Genomic DNA, 16,981 nt, shown 5'->3' on the forward strand with positions numbered 1-16,981 from the left:
GTGTTAAGATGATAGCTTATAATCAAATTATCTGAAAAATCATACCCATTACAATCATAACTTCAACAAATACTTCAAAAAAATATACAAAAAATAAATATAATTAATATCATTATAAATAAAATTATCCATAAAATATCCACTATTTAGAAAATGAATATCAATACTTTATATTATTTTATATATTTTTATTAAAATTAGAAAAAATTGGAAAATTTTATGAAACTTTTATAAAAAATTGTTATATAATACCTATTAAGTTCATAAACGAAACTTAAATAAAACCCACAAGGAGTACATCATGGGAACAAGAAAAGAACACGACTTTATTGGTGAGTTAGAAATTTCTGATGAAGTTTATTATGGAGTGCAAACTTTTAGAGCACTAGAAAACTTCAATATGAGTGGTAGAAGACTGCAAGATTATCCTTATTTTGTAAAAGCTTTTGCTCAAGTTAAAAAAGCAGCTGCTCTAGCTAACAAAGAAGTTGGAGTTCTTGATGCAGATAAAGCTGATGCTATTGCTAAAGCTTGCGATAGATTGATTGCTGGTGAATTTTTAGATCAATTTGTTGTGGATATGATCCAAGGTGGTGCTGGTACTAGCACAAATATGAACACTAACGAAGTTATCACAAATATTGCTCTTGAAAGTATGGGTCATAAAAAAGGAGAATATCAATACCTTCACCCAAATGATCATACAAATTTAGGTCAATCTACAAACGATACCTATCCAAGCTCAATCAAAGTAGCAACCTATGCAAAACTTAGTGATCTTTTAAAAGCTATGGAAGGCTTAAAAGCTGAATTAGAAGCCAAAGCTAAAGAATACAAAGATATCATCAAAATGGGTAGAACAGAACTTGAAGATGCGGTTCCTACAACCTTAGGAAACACTTTCAATGCTTTTGCTAGCTATATTAAAAGTGATATTGAAAAGATCACAGCAGCTCGTGAGTCAATGAGCTATTTAAATTTAGGTGCTACAGCTATTGGAACAGGAATTAATTGCCACCCTGATTATAAATTTGTGGTTGAGAAAAAATTAAAAGAAATCACTGGTGTTGATTTTAAACCTGCTGAAGATTTCATTGCAGCTACTCAAGATACAGCTGATTTTGTACATGTAAGTGGCGCATTAAAAACTGCAGCTGTAAGATTATCTAAAATCGCAAATGATTTAAGGTTGATGAATTCAGGTCCAAGATGCGGTCTAGCTGAAATTAGTTTGCCTGCTATGCAACCGGGTAGTTCTATTATGCCAGGTAAAGTAAACCCTGTAATTTGTGAAGCAGTTGGCGAAGCTTGCTATGAAGTTATAGGTAATGATGTTACTATTATGCTTTGCTCTGAAAGAGGTGAATTTGAACTTAATGCTTTTGAGCCAGGCATTGCTTATGGGTTATTTAACTCGATCGTATTGCTTGAAAATGCAATGAAAACTTTAGCTGAAAAAGCTATTAAAGGATTAAAAGCAAACCCTGAAAACTGCAAAAAACTTGTATTAAATTCAATCGGAATCGTGACTGCATTTAATCCTGTTTTAGGTTATGAAAAATCTGCAAGTATTGCAAAAGAAGCTCTAGAAACTGGAAAAGCAGTAGGTGATATTTGTCTTGAAAGACGCTATTTACCAAAAGAAAAAATTGATGAGATTTTAACACCAGAAAATATGTTAAATCCTCATATGACAGAAAAAAGAAAAGCTTAATAACTTAGGAGTTTAATCATGGATATTATGATTATTTTACAACTTGTTGTCTTTCTTGGGGCAATATTCATAGGTATCCGCCTTGGCGGCATAGCAATAGGCTATGCCGGAGGTTTGGGTGTTGTTATTTTAGGTCTTGTTTTAGGCATGAAGCCAGGTAATATTCCTTGGGATGTTATTTTAATCATCGCTGCTGCTATTGCTGCGATTTCTGCAATGCAACAAGCAGGTGGCTTAGACTACATGGTAAAAGTTACTGAAAGAATTTTGCGTAAACACCCAAAATTCATTAATTATCTTGCACCAGCTTGCGGTTGGTTACTTACTATTTTAGCAGGTACTGGTAATGCAGTATTTTCATTAATGCCTGTTGTTATTGATGTTGCAAAATCTCAAAATATTAAGCCATCAGCTCCACTTTCATTAATGGTTGTTGCCTCACAAATTGGTATTACAGCTTCTCCAGTTAGTGCTGCTGTTGTTTATATGACTGGTGTATTAGAGCCGCTTGGCTGGAACTATCCTGCATTAATTGGAATTTGGATTGTAACTACTTTTGCTGCTTGTATGATTACAGCTTTTATTGTAAGTTTAATTACTCCAATGGATCTTAGCAAAGACCCTGTATATCAAGAACGCTTAAAAGCTGGTCTTGTAAAAAGTGCTTCAGATGTTTTACATAGTGAAGATAAACCGGGTGCAAAACTTTCAGTTGCTATATTTTTATTTACGGTATTAGCAGTTGTTCTTTATGCTACTGCAATTTCTAATAATATTAAATGGATTGATCCTGTAGTTATCCCAAGAGATGCTGCAATTATGAGCTTTTTATTAACTGCTGCAACTTTAATTACATTCTTATGTAAAGTTGAACCTGCAAAAATTTTAGATACAAGTGTATTTAAATCAGGTATGACGGCTTGTGTATGTGTATTTGGTGTTGCTTGGCTTGGAAATACTTTCGTTGCAGGCCATGAAGCAGGTATTAAAGAAGTAGCGGGTGAATGGGTTAAACAAACTCCTGCTATGCTTGCAGTTGCTTTCTTCTTTGCTAGTATGCTTTTATACTCTCAAGCAGCTACTGCAAAAGCTATTGTTCCAGTTATCGTTGCTGCATTAGGAATTTCAGCTACAAATCCTGCAGATTCTTATATGCTAGTTGCTTGTTTTGCTGCTGTTTCAGCACTTTTTGTACTTCCAACCTATCCTACTTTATTAGGTGCAGTTCAAATGGATGATACAGGTACAACAAGAATTGGAAAATTCATATTTAATCACGCATTCTTTATCCCGGGTGTATTGGCTATTGCTATTGCTGTTTCATTAGGATTTTTAGCAGTAGGAATGCTTTAATGCTCTTGCTTTCCGCTTTTAGCGGAAAGTTTTCTTCTTTTACTTATTAACTAATTTTAAGTAGAATATTTTTTTAATTTTTAAAGAAATAAAATGGCAAAATTATCTTTAGATAGAAATAATATAAGAATCTTATTTATAGGTTATATACTTATAGCTCTTTTTGGCACTTTCATCCTTATGCTACCCATTATGCACACTAAACCAATATCTTTTTTAGATGCATTTTTTACTAGTGCTTCAGCTGTAAGTATGACAGGACTCATTGTGCTAAATACTTCATTAGATTTTAGTTTTTATGGACAGCTTGTTATTTTACTACTTATCCAAATAGGTGGTTTAGGCTATATGAGTATAGCCATGGCTTTATATATTTTAGTACGAAAAAAGATGAGTTTTGGAGAAAAAAATCTTTTAAGAGAATCCTTAATTTATCCTGGTGCTGATGGGCTTGTAGGATTTTTGAAAAAGGTTTTATTTTTTGTATTTGCTATTGAAATTGTTGGTGCTGTTTTATTATTTTTAAGATTTAAATTAGATATGAATTTAACTGATGCTCTATGGGCTAGTATTTTTCACTCCATTTCTGCTTTTAATAATGCAGGTTTTAGCATATTTGAAAGTGGTTTAATGCCTTATAGAGATGATTTTTGGATTAACTTTATCATTACCTCTTTAATTATTATTGGCGGTTTGGGCTATTTTGTATTGCTAGAATTATACTTTTTTTCAAAAAAACGCTTTGCTAGTCTAAGTCTGCATACAAAGCTTGTTTTAATTTCCACTATTATACTAATCATTTTTGCAAGTTTGATTGTGTTTTTATTTGAATATCACAACCCAAAAAGCATAGGAGAATTTTCTCTTTTTGATAAAATTATGAGTGCATATTTTACAGCGGTAAATTACCGAACTGCAGGATTTAATACTCTTGATCTTAGCACCTTTAAGGATGCAAGCTTATTTTTTGGATCTTTGTTTATGATTGTAGGTGGTGCACCAGGTGGAACTGCAGGAGGCATTAAAGTAACTACTATTGCGGTACTATTAATTTATGCATATTGGAGTATCAAAGATAGTAATGCAAGAATTTTTAACTTTGAAATTCCAAGCGAAACTATTAATAAAGCTTTCATTATAGCAGTAAGTTCAATTGTTTATATTATTACCTGCGTGTTGCTTTTATCTTTGATTGAAGATGATAAAAGTTTTTTACCTTTGCTTTTTGAAACAAGTTCAGCATTTGCCACAGTAGGTGTTTCAGTTGGCGATGGTGGGACCTTATCACTTAGTGCGCTTTTTAGCTCCGAAAGCAAACTTATTGTTATTTTACTAATGCTTAGCGGTAGAGTGGGTGTGCTTGCGTTTTTATTTAGTATATTTTTTAAAGAAAAAGAAAAATATTTAAATTATCCAAAAGGAAAAATCATACTATGAAAAAAGAAACTTATGGTATTATAGGACTTGGAAGATTTGGCTCTGTTTTAGCAAAAGAACTTATTGACCAAGGCAAAAGAGTTATTGTTTCAGATATTGATGAAGAAGCTGTTAAAGAGTTGCAAGATCATGCGGATTTTGCTTATATCTTAGATTCTACTCACACCATAGCTTTGAAAGAAGCGGGCTATTCAAATGCTGATGTTGTCATACTTAGTATAGGTGAAAATCTAGAATCAAGCATACTTACCTTCATGGCCTTAAAAGAAATAGGGGTAAAAAATATCATAGCTAAAGCAAATTCTTCTACACATGGACAAATTCTTTCAAAACTTGGGGTTAATAAAGTCATCTATCCTGAAAAAGAATCTGCAAAGCGTTTGGCTAAAATTCTTATCACTAATCCAAATTTTGAAATCATAGATCTTTCAGCCAACACCATAAAGGTAGCAAAACTTTTAATCGATGAGAATTTAGCGGGGAAAACTTTGCAATCCATTGGACAAAATTTAAAAGTCATTGCACACAAACAACATGATACTTGGAGCATTATGCCAAATCTAGAAAATACCGCTTATTTAAACGATATATTAATGCTACTTGGCACTCAAGAAGAACTTAATCAATATGATTATTGAAGATTTTAAATGCTACTTTTACTTTGCACTATCAATATGATAAATCTAGAAAAGAAACTCTAGTGCACGGCTACACAAACCCAATCCATATCCTAGGTCACTAAATTTTTAATGTCCTTGTAAAATAAGGACATTACAATAAATTAATATATAATCAAAAACTATACTTATAAGTATTCTTGAAAGCTAATTTAGAAAATATAAAAAATAAATATAACATTAAAAAGATATTTTAAGTGGTGTCAAGGGGGAGACTTGAACTCCCGACCTCCGGCTTATGAGACCAGCGCTCTAGCCAGCTGAGCTACCCTGACATAAAAAGAAGTTAAAATTATACTTTATTTTGCTTAACATTTTATAAAATACTTATTTTATAAATTTTATATATTTTTTAACTTTTTTGTGCTAAAAATATGAAATTATATTTAAAAAGGATTTTAATGCAAATTAGCTCAAGTTATGGCGGTGCCTTTTATACGCAAAATCCTTATCAAAACAAAGACAAAGAACAAACAAAAGAAAATATTTCTGAAAAAGAAAACCCACAGCAAACAAAAGAAAATAAAAACGATCAAGAAAAAGATGAAAAAACTCAAAAAGTTAATGGTAAAGACTTAAGTAGTGAAGAAGTAAAACAGGTACGAGAGCTTGAAAAAATCGACAGAGAAGTAAGGGCTCATGAAGCAGCCCACCAAGCAGCAGGTGGAGCCTTAGCAGGAGCTGCAAGTTTTGGCTATACAAGAGGTCCTGATAATAAAATGTATGCAGTTGAAGGAGAAGTGCCTATAAGAATGCAAAAAGGCAATACTCCTGAAGAAACTATAGCCAATGCTATGCAAGTAATTGCTGCAGCTATGGCACCAGCTGATCCTAGCCCCCAAGATTATAAAGTAGCAGCTAATGCTATGCAAATGCAAAATGATGCGCGCACCGAGCAAGCTAAAATAAAAGCAGAAGAATCAAAAGCTCAAAATGATAAAAATAAAGACGAAGACGATAAAAAAGCAAATCCAAATTCTAAAGCCATAAAATCATACACACAAAATTCATCACAAGATTACATAGGAAGTCAGTATAATAAAAGTGCATAGTGGCAGAGAGGAAGGGATTCGAACCCTCGGTGAGTTACCCCACACACGCGTTCCAGGCGTGCTCCTTCGACCACTCGGACACCTCTCTAAAAATGAAGATTATAACTTATTTTTTTAAATTTATACTAAAAAAGGGATTTTATGAAGCTTTTTTACTCTTGTTTTTATCTTTTTATTTTACTTTTTTTAAGTGCTTGTTCAAATCATGCTAATGTTAATTTATCTTATGAAAAAGCCTTTATAAACAAACAATGTGATGAAAATACTTTAACTTTAAAAAATGCAGACAAAGACACTATATACACAGGGTTAAATTTAGCCTCTTTAGCAAGAGTTTGTAAAGATTATGAAAAAAGTAATGCTTTTTTTGATAAAGCAGAAGAGGCTTACAAATATGATGTAGATTTACAAAACGGGCTTCAGAAAGCCACAAGAAATTTTAGCGAAATTTTACTTAATGACACCATCAATGATTATCAAGGTTATTTTTACGAAAGGATTATGCTAAATACCTACAAAGGTTTAAATTATATGAGCTTGGGAGATTTTAAAAATGCAAGAGTAGAGTTTAACAGAGCTTTATACAGACAAGATAGAATGAAAGAATATTTTTATGATTATATACAAAAAGCTCAAGAAGAATACCAAAAAGAGCTTCAAAAAGATAAAAAAACATATGCGAGTTTTAAGCAAAATTTAAACCCTATCTATAAACAATATGACAATCTTCTTAGCACATTTAACGCAAATAAAAATTATACTAATATCTATGCTAGTTATCTTAGTGCTTTATTTTTCTTTTTTGATAAAGATTATATTAAAGCTTATGATCTTTTAAAAGAAGTAGCATTAAGCGATGTAAAAAACAAACAACTTCAAAAACAATTTCAAGTATTTGAAAAATTCACTCATTTAAAAACATCCTTCCCTCAACAAAAATATATTTTTATCATTTATGAAGATGGTTTTAGTGCTACAAAAGAAGAATTTGATCTTACCCTGCCATTTGTTTTTAATGATAATCTTGCAAATATTAGTGTAGCTTTTGCTTATTTAAAATCAAGAAATGCTTCTTATAAATTCTTGCAAAGTCAAGATGAAAAAACACAAAATTTAATTTATTTTGATGATATTATAGCAAGTGAATTTAAAACTCTTTTACCCTCTATGGTGATGAAAACCCTAGCCTCAAGCGCTCTTAAAACTTCAATTAATTTAGCCATAGCTAATAATGATTCTAGTGGCTTTTTATCATTTATTAGCACTGTTAGCACTGCTTTAATCAATAAAGCAGATCTTAGAATGTGGCAAGCTTTACCAAAAAGTGCTAGTATTTTAATGCTAAAAAATGAAGGTTTAGTTAAAATTTATAATGATAAAGAAAAAATAATCTTTGAAGATGAGCTGGAAAAAGATAAAAATTATATTGTTCTTATAAGATCTTTTGTGCCAAATTCAAATATTATTTACAAAATTAAAGAAAAATAAGGAGATAAAATGAAAAAAAGTTTATTTTTTATGGTTTTTGCGCTTTTGATTTTCAGTGCTTGTTCTTCACAACCAAAATATACTGATGGTAAAGCTTCACAAAAAGTTCAAGGAAACGCACTTACTTTAGGACTTGATAGAGAAGATTTTGAAAAAACTGCTGAAGATATGATACAAAGCTTGCTTAGTGATCCTGCTTTTGCAAATTTAAATAGCTCTAATAGAAAAGTTATTGCCATAGGGAAAATCATCAATGACACCCCGCAAAGAATAGACACAGATAAACTCACTTCGAAAATTACCATAGCATTAAGAAAATCTGGTAAATTTATATTAACAACTGCTGTAGCAGCAGGTGGAGCAAAAGATAGTTTATCTCATGATGTAAGAGATTTAAGAGACAATGAAGAATTTAATCAAAATTCCATAGCCAAAAAAGGCACACTTTTGGCCCCAAATTTCTCACTTTCTGGTAAAATCAGACAAGATACTGTTAAACTTTATAATGGCAAAATCCAAACTGAATATTTTTTCCATTTAATTCTTACAGATTTAACTAGCGGTTTAGCTTTTTGGGAAGATGAAAAAACTATTGATAAAACAGGTAAAAGCAAGAGTGTAACATGGTAAAAAAACTACTAATTCTTTTTTTCGCTCTTGTTTGTTTTTGTCAAGCACAAAGCGCTTTAAACAAAGAAAGTTATGGTGAGGGTTTTGGAAATACAAGAAGTGAAGCAATAAAAAATGCCATCAATGAAGCTCTTGGGAAAATGGAGGGTTTAAAACAAGTTAAGCTTAAAAAATTCGAATTTAGCTTTAATGGAAATTTCAATATAGGTTATGATGAAGAAATAGACTTAGTTAGCAATGGAGTTTTTAATAGCTATGATATTAAATCTTTAACTCAAACAAATCAAAATGAATTCCATGCAAAAGTTGTGATTTATAAAAAACTTTATAGTGAAAAAAATCTTGAAGATAAAAGTTCGCTAATTATCATCAATAAAGTTAAAGATGAACTTTCGGCTAAATTTGAACAAGAGCTTTTAAGCGTTTTGCTCCAAAGTAAAAAATTTAGAATTTTAGATAGAGCAAATCTTGATCTTTATAATCAAGAAAAATCTTTACTTATAAAAAATGCAAGCGATGATGAACTTGTTAAGCTTTATAATGTTTTAGGGGCTGATTTTTTACTTATTTTAAACCCTAAAATAACACAAACACAAAATGAAATTAACACTCAAACTTATAATATTAACATTGATTATCGTTTGATAGAATTTGCTACAACTCAAATCAAAGCTTCCAATACCTTAGAATTTAAAATGAGTTCTACAAGCAAATCAAGCAAACAAAAAGCCCTTAGAGGTATAGCTACAAAAATTACCGAAGATATTTTTAAACATTCTAAAGACAATGACAAAGAAGAAGAAATAGAACATGGTTTAGACGCAAACTATCAAATCAACAATGAAGGTGGAGTTAATTTAGGTTTTTAAAATGCAAAAAGCATGGGATATTAATGCAAAATTTTGGGACACACAAATGGGAGATGATTCTAATGAATTTCATAAAAAAGTTGTGCGTCCTAAAGTTGAAGAATTGCTAAACATACAAGATGATGATTATATTCTAGATATTGCTTGTGGAAATGGAAATTTTTCCGCTTATATGTGCAAAAAATACAACATAAATGTTTATGCTTTTGATTATAGTGATCAAATGATAAAATTAGCAAAACAAAGATGGAAAAATTTTCTACATAAAATTCACTTTCAAATCATAGACGCTAACGATGAATTGACTTTGCAAAATTTAGCTAAAAAACACACCTTTAGCAAAGCTGTTTCAAATATGGCTATCATGGATATGGAAAATATCCAGCCCTTATTTAAAAGTCTTTATTTTCTACTAAAAGAAAATGGAATTTTTGTTTTTGCTACTCAACATCCTTGTTTTGTAACATTAACTAAAAAATATCTTAGTCCGCATAATTATCTTGGGTATGCATTTGAAAAACAACCTGTAAAACATCACTACTACCACCGTTCTTTAGAAGAAATTTTCAACACTTGTTTTAAAAATGGTTTTATTATAGATGGATTTTTTGAAGAACCTTTTTTAGATGAAGAATTTCCTGAAATTATAATTGTCCGAGCAAGGAAAATCAGTTTTTAAATTGCAAAAACTCACATCTTTTGCAAAGATCAGCTTTTAGAATTCCTTGCTTAAAGCCTTCTTTTAATTCTATATATAAAGACGAATTTAAAAGCTCGCTAAAATCTTTTTCAAAACAATTTCCAAGTTTTATATCCCCTTTAGTATCCAAACAACAAGGCACTAAAGTTCCATCGCTTAAAATAGCAATTTGTCCATTTAAAGCATGACAATACCCATTCTCCCTAATAACCTCATCTTTCAAAGAAGGCCATTTAAAAAGCTTAGCTTGGTGTAATATAACATGCCTTTCTAGGCGATTTTTAACTTTTTGCTTTTGAATTTTTACTTTAAAATTTTGCTCTAAAAAATCATAAATTTTCTCATTTTCTAAAGGTGGGTTGAAATTTTTATCTAAATTCCAAAGTCTTAAATTGATAAAAGAATTGTTTTTATTTTCCAAGTGCAAAAAAATAAGTTTTAAAACAGGCTCAAAGTATTCTTTTAAACTCATTCTACTTTGAGATAAAAAAGCACCCAAAGAAATATTGATTTGTCGTATGTTTTTAGAATCTAAAACAAGTTTTATTTTCTCATCATCAAAATAAAACCCGCTTGTAGTAAGTTCTATTTGCATATTAAATTTAAAAGCTATTTTTAAATACTCTTTTAAATTTAAAATCCTTAAAGGATCTCCAAGCACATGAAAAGTAAAAAGCTTGGCATGACTATGCACACTTTTGCAAATTTTTTCAAAATTTTCAAGGCTCATTTGTTTTCTTTGCGCTTTTTGGCTAGGACAAAAATCACATTTTAATCCACAAATATCACTTAATTCTATATAAATTTTCTCAAAATGCATAATCACTCTTTTTAAAAAGCTCAAACGCTTTTAAGGCAAGTTTTGAAAGTGCAAGATGTTCTAATTCTTTATAAGAAAATGCTTTTGCTTTGAAATCTTCAAAATCATCATCTTTTAAAAAATACACCTTGGCATTAATTTTATATTTGGTGTAAGAGTGTTTAAATTCACCTATGAATTTTGCATTTTTTTCTTTATTGTATTCTAAAAAATTATACATATTAAAATATAGCTTTTCTTTGCTTTTGATAAGCAAAAACTGCTCATTTTTTTGCACTATGAGTATATTTAAAATAATATTTTCATATTGAGTTTTTTTAGATACATGAAATTTTTCATATTCATTTTTTCCACTACAAAAACTCTCTATGGGGCAAAGCTTGCATTTTGCATTTTTAGGTAAACAAATCAAAGCCCCTATATCCAACAAAGCTTGATTATGATCAAATGCATTATCATAGTTTAAAAACTCTTTTGCTTTTTGCGTTAAAAGTTTAGAGTTTGGATTTTGCAAACTATAAAATCTACTCAAAACTCTTTTAATATTTGCATCCACAAAAGCTTTAGCTTGTAAAAAACCAAAACAAGCTATAGCACCAGCTGTATATTCTCCAATACCAGGAAGTTTTTGAAGCTCTTTTATGTCAAATGGTAATTTTGCATTAAATTCTTGCACACAAATTTTTGCACATTTATGTATATTCCTAGCTCTAGTATAATACCCAAGTCCTTGCCAAGCTTTTAAAACCTCATCTTCGCTTGCCATAGAAAGCGCTTTTAAAGAAGGAAATTTAGCTAAAAACTGAAAATAATAATTTTGCAAAACACTCTTTACTTGAGTTTGTTGTAACATAATCTCGCTAATATAAACAGCATAAGCATTGTCAATATTTTTTAGCTTTTTTAAATCATCCTCGCTACCATATTTTCTATATTCTTTATGCAAAATACGCCAAGGAAGGTTTTTTCTACCATTCTCGTTATACCATTTTAAAATACTTTCATGAATTTTTCGCATTAAAACTTTCTTTGTTTTTAAAAATTATACAATCTATTCTTAAAAGCTTTATGTTAAAATTAAAAAAATATTTTTAAAAAGGAGTAAAAATGAAAAGTTTTTTAAAAGGTTTGGGATTAGGATTACTTTGTTTGGTATTGTTTGTACTAGGAGTAGTTTTTAATACTGAATTTTTAGGTTTAAAAAATCATAATAAACAAAATGTAGAATTTTCAAGAAATATAGAAGTATCAAATGAAATCATGCCAAATGTTTTTAATGCTGTTTTAAATTTTAGTGCGAGTGAAGAACTTAGTAAAAAAACTATCATCTCTAGTGATGAAAAAAATCATATTGCTAAAACTTTCAAAGAAATTTCAGATCGTATTACCAAAGAAGACTATTGTAAAGGTGGAAGTTATACTTTAGAGCCAAGTTATAATTATTATCAAGGAGTAAAAACACTTAATGGGTATAGATTGTATTCTAATTTCACTTGTCAAATCCCACAAAATAAAAATAAAGACTATGAAAATCTTATAAAAGATATAGAAAATATCAGCAATACTAATACTTTAATTTCTTTTAATACTAAAGCCTTGCAAGCAGGATTTGACGAAGCAACCTTAGAAGCAAACAAAGAAGATTTATACGATCTTGCGTTTAAAAAAGCTTTTGAAAAAGCTCAATATTATTCTAAAACTTTAACAAAAACTTGCATAGTAAAAAATGTTCATTTTGATAGTTGTAATATCAAATACAATTCTCCAAGTTTAGCAGCTAGTGCAGATAGTGTAGTGCTTCCTGTTATTAAAAATGAAAAGCAAAGCTTAAAAGCTAATGTGCTTTTTGTTTGTCAATAAATTTTATTTTGGCTTTATCTTGGGTTTTTATAATTTCTCATCATTAATTTAAAGGAGAAAAAATGAAAAAAATTATAGGTTTATTTATTATGGGTTCTTTAGCAGCCTCTTTGGCATTTAGTGCTGATTTTTCCAAAAAAAGCAATGATGAAATTTTAAATCTTGCAAAAAGCGTAAAAGCACAAGATCAAGCTGACTTAATTATAGAAATGAAAAAGAGAATAAATGAGATGAAATACAAAGACGCAAAAGTTTTTCATCAACAATTTAAAAGTAACTTACGCGAAAACATCTCTAAACTTTCTCATCAAGAAAAAAGTCAAAGAAAGGCTATCGTTCAAGAAGATATGCAAAAACTAACCGATGAAATGAGTGGCAAAGAAATACGAGATTTAAATTTACATCATTATAACAAAAATGAACACAAAGCCCATAAAATGGATCATCAAGGGCATGGTGCAAATCATGGAAATTGCTCAATGAGATAAAATGGCAGCAAAAATTCTACTCTTAGAAGATGATTTAAGCTTAAATGAAATCATCAATGAAGCCTTAAGCGATGAAGGTTTTAAAGTCTCTTGTGTATATGATGCACAAGAGGCACTAGAAAAAGCTTATGAAGAAAATTTTGATCTTTGGATTTTTGATGTTAAAGTTCCAAAAGGCAATGGTTTTAAAGTATTAAAGGAATTAAGAGAAAGTGCTAAAAACACTCCTGCTATATTTTTAACTTCTTTATCCATGCTTGATGATGTAAAACAAGGATTTTTATCAGGTTGTGATGATTATATTAAAAAGCCTTTTGATGTTGATGAGTTAATTATCCGTGTAAAAAATATCATTAAAAGAAATTTTAGTCATCAAAAAGAAGACTTAATCTTACTTAGCTCTTCAAAAAATATTTCTTTTGATCCTATCAATAAAACCCTTTATCAAAATGAAGAAATTATCAACCTAACTAATAAAGAAAAAGAACTCCTAGCTTTACTTTTAAAAAAACGCCCTCATTTTGTAAATATAGAAACTATTTTTGACGAAATTTGGAGTTTAGATGAAGAGCCTGTGATCATGAGCCTTAGGGTGTATATCAAAAATTTAAGAAAAATTCTTGGTAAAGACCTTATCATCAATCAAAGAAATATAGGCTATGCCATTAGGCTAGAAAATGAAAAGTGAAAACTTTAATAATACCATTTTTAAAATTCTAGCCCTTTATATCATCACAAGTGGCATATTTTTAACGATTTTTTTTATTACTTTTTATCAAAAAGAAGCAAATTATATACGATTAAATCAAATCACACACTCATACACTCACTATAATTATATTTTACAAAATATCATTGAAGCAAGACACGATAAAAATTTATTAAACAAAGATGATTTTTCTTATATTTCTAAAAAAATAAATACTCAATTTGCTATTGTTGCAAACAATCAAATCATTTTTAGTAATTTAACTTTTGATGCTTTAAAAATATTAACACAGCTTAAAGAAAACAACTTTATTTACAACGAAAACAAAAGATTATTCATAGATTTTTCAAGGATTAGAAATCTTAATACTTATATAGATACGAGTAATTTAAGAAAGCCAAAACACCATTCTCATTTTTTGAGACATAAAAATATCCATATCATTATAGAAACAGAAGATCTTGGCTTTAAAAAAGAACAATACCGCAAAGATAACTACAATAATTTAGATATTAACGATTATGCTAATGAACTTTGGAAACTAAAATTAAAAACTATTTTTTATACACTTATATGTATTTTACTACTTGCTATAATTGCTTATATACTCATCTTGCTTGTTTTTAAAAATATCAAAGAACAATTTAAAACACTCAATGATTTTATTAAAGATACCACGCATGAAATTAACACACCTTTGAGCGTGATTTTAGCTAGTATTAAAAAATTTGATGATACAAATTTAAATCCAAATAACACTAAAAAACTAAATCATATCAAACTAGCAAGTAAAAATTTAAATCATATCTATCAAAACCTCATAGCCTTAAATTTTTTCTTACAAAAAGAAAATACAAAAGAAGATATAAATTTAAAAGAGCTTTTAGAACAAAGATTAGAATATTTTGACACTTTAATCTCTCAAAAAAATCTCATCATTGAAAAAGAGCTTTTAGAGCAAAATTTCTATGCAAATAAAGAAGAAATGCAAATTTTACTTGACAATCTTTTAAGCAATGCCATAAAATACACCAATACTAATAAAAAAATCTTTATTTGTTTAAAAGAAAAAACACTTAGTATTAAAGATGAAGGTCAAGGTATGAGCGCTAAAGAAATTACTCAAATTTTTACACGCTACAAACGCTTTAATCAAGACCAAGGTGGTTTTGGCATAGGCTTAAATTTAGTCAAACAAATAGCCGATAAAAACAATATCAACATAAAAGTTTTGAGTAAAAAAGATAAAGGAAGTGAATTTATACTTTCTTGGTAGGGATAAAAATGGAAATTTGCTTAGAAAAAATTAAAATAGATAACGCTTGGAAGGAATTTTTAAAAGAAGAGTTTTTAAAGCCTTATTTTTTAGAAATAAAAACTCATTATATCAATGCTTTAAATGAAAGAAAAACTATATATCCACCCGCGAATTTAATCTTTAATGCTTTTAATCTAACCCCTTTACAAGATTTAAAAATCATACTTTTAGGACAAGATCCTTACCACAACCCTCATCAAGCCATGGGTTTGAGCTTTAGCGTGCCAATGGGTGTTAAAATTCCCCCATCTTTACTTAATATCTATAAAGAATTGCAAGATGATTTAAACATCCCTATAGCAAAACATGGTGATTTAAGTAAATGGGCTAAACAAGGAATTTTACTTTTAAATTCTATTTTAAGTGTAGAAGCAAATAAACCTGCTTCACATGCACATTTTGGTTGGCAAAAATTTACCGATGCGGTTATATCAAAACTTAGCAATGAAAAAGAAGGATTAATATTTTTACTTTGGGGAAATTATGCTAAAAATAAAAAAAATTTAATCAACCCTCAAAAACACTTTATCCTAGAAGCAGCACATCCTTCGCCTTTAGCAAGAAATGCTTTTTTAGGTTGCAAGCATTTTTCAAAAAGTAATGAAATTTTATCAAAACTTGGTAAAAGTCTTATTGATTGGAATTTAAACCCTTAATTTACTTAAAACTTATATACTTTCAAAAATTTTCAAAAAAAGGAATACAATGACTTGTCCAGTTTGTGTAAATACTGACTTATTGATGAGCGAAAGAAATGGAGTTGAAATTGATTATTGTCCAAAATGCCGTGGTGTTTGGCTTGATCGTGGTGAGCTTGATAAAATCATAGAAAGAAATTCTTCTCAAAGTACACAACAACCTCAACAACAAAATTATAACCAACAAGCAAACTACCATCATAATAACGGCTATAAATACAAGAAAAAAGAAAGTTGGCTTGGGGAATTATTTGACTTTTAAGCCCAAAGGCTTAAAAGTTTTTATATTTTTACTTTAATTAAAGCATTTTCTGCCATTTTTGGCACCCATAAATACTCACCATCAAAAAACATATCTGCAGGACCTTTTATAGAAGCCAAATCAAGTTTTATTTCTTTATTATCTTTTAGAGTATAAATATATCCTTGAAGATTTTTACCCCAACTTGACACTAAAAGATTTTTATTTTTATCATACACAATGCCATCAAATTGTTCTATTTTTTTGCTTAATTCTTGAATTTTCTTTGAATTTAAATCAATACTAATGATTTTCCCACCCGCTTTATCACTTGGATCATAACCTGCTACAAATAAAGTATTTTTATCTATCAACAATCCATTTGGGCCACCATATTTTGAATCTAAATGGATAAAGTTTTCATATTTTTTATCCTTTAAAAATACTTTGTGGATGTATCCTGTACCTGTGTCACTAACTAATAATGTGTCATTATTTAACACAGCAATATCATTTAAAAATACCGCATTTTTTATAGGAAGTTTGAAAATTTCTTTTTTATTTTTTATATCAAAACCATATAAAATATCAATATCAACCACATATAAAACATCACCTATTTTAGACATACCTTTTGGAGCATTAAGACCTTTTATAAATTCTAATTCCAAAATTTTTCCATCTTTATCTAATTTTGAAATAAAACCATCATTGTCTTTATTTAATGGAGTTAGCTCTTTTCCTACATTAGATACATAAACTGCATTTTTATCTACATATACACTTTCAGGATGTGCAAAACCTTTAAATTCTTGAACCTCTAAAGCATTTGCACTGCAAAATGCAAATAAGGCCAAAGTTAAAATACTTTTTTTCATAATTGTTACCTTTCTTAAATTTTATTAACAAATTCTAATAAAAAACCAA

Annotated in this window: 18 protein-coding genes and 2 tRNA genes; 15 read left to right on the forward strand and 5 right to left on the reverse strand. The window is 29.2% G+C overall.

Features of this window, described 5'->3' with window-relative positions; translation table 11 throughout:
• The first annotated feature begins 301 nt into the window (after positions 1 to 301).
• The 4 genes from CAMP5063_RS00005 to CAMP5063_RS00020 all read left to right on the forward strand — a co-directional run bounded on the left by CAMP5063_RS00005 (position 302) and on the right by CAMP5063_RS00020 (position 5,142).
• Positions 302 to 1,714, forward strand: a complete 1,413-nt coding sequence (locus CAMP5063_RS00005; protein ID WP_337194578.1) for an aspartate ammonia-lyase — start codon at positions 302 to 304, stop codon at positions 1,712 to 1,714.
• Between the two features lie 18 nt (positions 1,715 to 1,732).
• On the forward strand, positions 1,733 to 3,067 hold the full coding sequence (locus CAMP5063_RS00010) for an anaerobic C4-dicarboxylate transporter (protein WP_133319185.1): 1,335 nt from the start codon (positions 1,733 to 1,735) through the stop codon (positions 3,065 to 3,067).
• Between the two features lie 93 nt (positions 3,068 to 3,160).
• On the forward strand, positions 3,161 to 4,504 hold the full coding sequence (locus CAMP5063_RS00015; RefSeq protein WP_133319184.1) for a TrkH family potassium uptake protein: 1,344 nt from the start codon (positions 3,161 to 3,163) through the stop codon (positions 4,502 to 4,504).
• The gene (locus CAMP5063_RS00020) at positions 4,501 to 5,142 is read left to right on the forward strand and encodes a potassium channel family protein (RefSeq protein ID WP_133319183.1); all 642 of its coding nucleotides are present in this window, start codon (positions 4,501 to 4,503) and stop codon (positions 5,140 to 5,142) included. The genes CAMP5063_RS00015 and CAMP5063_RS00020 overlap by 4 nt, the downstream gene beginning before the upstream one ends.
• A gap of 237 nt (positions 5,143 to 5,379) precedes the next feature.
• Here the strand turns inward: CAMP5063_RS00020 and CAMP5063_RS00025 are convergent.
• A tRNA-Met gene (locus CAMP5063_RS00025) sits at positions 5,380 to 5,456 on the reverse strand.
• Between the two features lie 126 nt (positions 5,457 to 5,582).
• Here CAMP5063_RS00025 and CAMP5063_RS00030 point away from each other — a divergent pair.
• Entirely contained in the window at positions 5,583 to 6,233 is a 651-nt protein-coding gene (locus CAMP5063_RS00030; protein WP_220567041.1) for a putative metalloprotease CJM1_0395 family protein, read from the forward strand.
• Here the strand turns inward: CAMP5063_RS00030 and CAMP5063_RS00035 are convergent.
• Positions 6,234 to 6,321 (reverse strand) — tRNA-Ser (locus CAMP5063_RS00035).
• A 53-nt stretch (positions 6,322 to 6,374) separates the two neighbouring features.
• Between CAMP5063_RS00035 and CAMP5063_RS00040 the strand changes: the two genes are divergently transcribed.
• From CAMP5063_RS00040 to CAMP5063_RS00055, 4 genes are read left to right on the forward strand one after another with little or no spacing between them, the layout of a single operon-like run.
• Entirely contained in the window at positions 6,375 to 7,721 is a 1,347-nt protein-coding gene (locus CAMP5063_RS00040; protein ID WP_263659144.1) for a hypothetical protein, read from the forward strand.
• Between the two features lie 9 nt (positions 7,722 to 7,730).
• Complete coding sequence (lpoB, locus tag CAMP5063_RS00045; protein ID WP_133319180.1) at positions 7,731 to 8,351, forward strand: penicillin-binding protein activator LpoB; 621 nt, start codon at positions 7,731 to 7,733, stop codon at positions 8,349 to 8,351.
• Entirely contained in the window at positions 8,345 to 9,220 is an 876-nt protein-coding gene (locus CAMP5063_RS00050; protein ID WP_259443361.1) for a CsgG/HfaB family protein, read from the forward strand. Before lpoB ends, CAMP5063_RS00050 begins: the two co-directional genes overlap by 7 nt.
• 1 nt (position 9,221) lies before the next feature.
• Complete coding sequence (locus tag CAMP5063_RS00055) at positions 9,222 to 9,899, forward strand: class I SAM-dependent methyltransferase (RefSeq protein ID WP_337194579.1); 678 nt, start codon at positions 9,222 to 9,224, stop codon at positions 9,897 to 9,899.
• Here CAMP5063_RS00055 and CAMP5063_RS00060 read toward each other — a convergent pair.
• Both CAMP5063_RS00060 and mutY read right to left on the reverse strand, forming a co-directional pair.
• Positions 9,889 to 10,740: a radical SAM/SPASM domain-containing protein gene (locus tag CAMP5063_RS00060; RefSeq protein ID WP_263661845.1), complete on the reverse strand. Its 852-nt coding sequence runs from the start codon at positions 10,738 to 10,740 to the stop codon at positions 9,889 to 9,891. The two genes, CAMP5063_RS00055 and CAMP5063_RS00060, sit on opposite strands and share 11 nt — an antisense overlap.
• On the reverse strand, positions 10,730 to 11,758 hold the full coding sequence (gene mutY / locus CAMP5063_RS00065; protein ID WP_263661456.1) for an A/G-specific adenine glycosylase: 1,029 nt from the start codon (positions 11,756 to 11,758) through the stop codon (positions 10,730 to 10,732). The genes CAMP5063_RS00060 and mutY overlap by 11 nt, the downstream gene beginning before the upstream one ends.
• A gap of 89 nt (positions 11,759 to 11,847) precedes the next feature.
• On the opposite strand from mutY, the gene CAMP5063_RS00070 reads away from it, so the two are divergent.
• From CAMP5063_RS00070 to CAMP5063_RS00095, 6 genes are all read left to right on the forward strand, one after another.
• Positions 11,848 to 12,600: an SIMPL domain-containing protein gene (locus CAMP5063_RS00070; protein WP_263671445.1), complete on the forward strand. Its 753-nt coding sequence runs from the start codon at positions 11,848 to 11,850 to the stop codon at positions 12,598 to 12,600.
• 62 nt (positions 12,601 to 12,662) lie between these two features.
• On the forward strand, positions 12,663 to 13,088 hold the full coding sequence (locus tag CAMP5063_RS00075) for a DUF1104 domain-containing protein (RefSeq protein ID WP_337194580.1): 426 nt from the start codon (positions 12,663 to 12,665) through the stop codon (positions 13,086 to 13,088).
• 1 nt (position 13,089) lies between these two features.
• On the forward strand, positions 13,090 to 13,776 hold the full coding sequence (locus CAMP5063_RS00080; protein WP_337194581.1) for a response regulator transcription factor: 687 nt from the start codon (positions 13,090 to 13,092) through the stop codon (positions 13,774 to 13,776).
• Entirely contained in the window at positions 13,766 to 15,073 is a 1,308-nt protein-coding gene (locus CAMP5063_RS00085) for a sensor histidine kinase (protein WP_263661453.1), read from the forward strand. Before CAMP5063_RS00080 ends, CAMP5063_RS00085 begins: the two co-directional genes overlap by 11 nt.
• An 8-nt stretch (positions 15,074 to 15,081) precedes the next feature.
• Positions 15,082 to 15,771 (forward strand): uracil-DNA glycosylase, encoded by a 690-nt coding sequence (gene ung / locus CAMP5063_RS00090; RefSeq protein WP_220567033.1) that lies wholly within the window; start codon positions 15,082 to 15,084, stop codon positions 15,769 to 15,771.
• 49 nt (positions 15,772 to 15,820) lie between these two features.
• Positions 15,821 to 16,075, forward strand: a complete 255-nt coding sequence (locus CAMP5063_RS00095; protein WP_133319172.1) for a TFIIB-type zinc ribbon-containing protein — start codon at positions 15,821 to 15,823, stop codon at positions 16,073 to 16,075.
• A 20-nt stretch (positions 16,076 to 16,095) separates the two neighbouring features.
• On the opposite strand, the gene CAMP5063_RS00100 is transcribed toward CAMP5063_RS00095, so the two are convergent.
• A complete protein-coding gene (locus CAMP5063_RS00100; RefSeq protein ID WP_263659153.1) occupies positions 16,096 to 16,932 on the reverse strand; it encodes an ATP-binding protein in 837 nt (278 codons plus the stop codon).
• Positions 16,933 to 16,981 lie beyond the last annotated feature (49 nt).

The sequence above is a fragment of the Campylobacter sp. RM5063 genome (genome assembly GCF_024723655.1).
Taxonomy (GTDB): Bacteria; Campylobacterota; Campylobacteria; order Campylobacterales; family Campylobacteraceae; genus Campylobacter_D; species Campylobacter_D lari_D.